Source organism: Pseudonocardia sp. EV170527-09 (assembly GCF_008369905.1).
Taxonomy (GTDB): Bacteria; Actinomycetota; Actinomycetes; order Mycobacteriales; family Pseudonocardiaceae; genus Pseudonocardia.
In genome coordinates this window covers 1-1,599 of sequence record NZ_VRMC01000229.1, presented here as the reverse complement: position 1 = coordinate 1,599, position 1,599 = coordinate 1, and the positions used below count along the sequence as shown (strand labels likewise).

The following is a 1,599-nucleotide window of genomic DNA, read 5'->3' as shown; positions in this document are numbered from 1 at the left end:
CGAGCTCGACCTGGGCCTGGCGAAGGTGCAGCGTCGACACCGGCTCGCCGCACCACCATCGGACCCGGCTCTGTTCGGACCGACCACGGCGCCGGAGGGTGCGCCGTCAGCCGGGCGGCGTGCGGTGGAGACGACGGAGCCGGGCAGTGTGGTCGCCACCGCCTCGGGGCTGTTGTTCGACCTGCTCGCCGGGATCTATGACTCCCTGCGGTTCGGCGAGCTGGATGACGAGGTCTTCCGCGACCTGGTGATCGCCCGGGTCGTCGAGCCCACCTCGTTGCTCGATGTGGGGCGGGTGCTCGCCGACATGGGCCGGTCGGCGGCGTCGTATCCCACGATGTGGCGCACCCTGCGCCGCGCCGCCCAGACAGGCGACTCCGAGACCAGCCCCGAGGGCACCGGTGAGTTCGGAGTGGACAGAGCCGGCACGACGGGGGCCGGGGGTGGTTCGGCGCGCGTCTCCTACCGGGACCGGATCGCCGATCTGTGTTTCGCACACGCCCTGAACTGCGGCGATGTCAGCCTGGTGCTCTACGACGTGACCACCCTGTATTTCGAGGCGGAGAAGGAGGACGGGCTGCGCAAGGTCGGGTTCTCCAAGGAACGCCGGGTCGACCCGCAGATCGTCGTCGGCCTGCTGGTCGACCGCAACGGGTTCCCACTCGAGATCGGCTGTTTCGAGGGCAACAAGGCCGAGAAGCTCACGATCGTCCCGATCATCGAGGCGTTCCACTCCCGGCACCGCATCGAGAACATGATCATCGTGGCGGATGTGGGCATGCTGTCCGCGGGAAACCTGACCACATTGGACGAGGCCGGGTTCCGGTTCATCGTCGGGTCGCGGCAGTCGAAGGCGCCGATCGACCTGGAGTCGCACTTCCACTGGCACGGCGACGCCTTCACCGACGGCCAGCACGTCGACACCATCACCCCCAAGCGCGGCACGAACACCGCCAACGACACCGCTCTGCGCGCCGAACCCGTCTGGGACCCGACGACGCATCCGGGATCCTGGCGGGCGGTCTGGGCCTACTCGGCCAAACGGTTCGCCCGCGACAACCGCACCCTCAACGCGCAGGAGACGCGGGCACGCGCCGTGGTCGAGGGCGACTCCTCCGCTCGCACCCCGCGGTTCGTCAAGACCAGCGGCGACACCCAGGCCCTCGACGAGAAGGCCCTCGCTCGCGCGCGGAGACTCGCCGGGCTCAAGGGCTACGTCACCAACCTCCCCGCCACCGTGATGGACGCGAGCGGGGTCATCGGCAGCTACCACGACCTCTGGCAGGTCGAGGCCTCGTTCCGGATGAGCAAGACCGACCTCGCTGCCCGGCCGATGTTCCACCGCACCCGCGACAGCATCGAAGCCCACCTGACCATCGTGTTCACCGCGCTCGCCGTCGCCCGCACCGCCCAGAACCGCGCCGGCCTGTCCATCCGCAAGATCGTCCGCACGCTACGGCCGCTGCGCTCGGCCACGATCGCGATCAACGGCGCCGAGCAGAACTTCCCGCCTCAGATCCCAGCCGACCTCCAGCCGGTCGTCACCGCGCTGCGCGGCTGACCCCGCGTCACGCACTAACCACTCTGATCAAACTCGGG

The 1,599-nt window shown here is 69.3% G+C and carries 1 protein-coding gene; it reads left to right on the top strand.

Annotation, left to right across the window (positions count from 1 at the left end; translation table 11 throughout):
• On the top strand, positions 1–1,561 hold a 1,561-nt coding region (locus FVA95_RS28645), incomplete at its 5' end, for an IS1634 family transposase (RefSeq protein ID WP_205016035.1).
• Between the last annotated feature and the right edge of the window lie 38 nt (positions 1,562–1,599).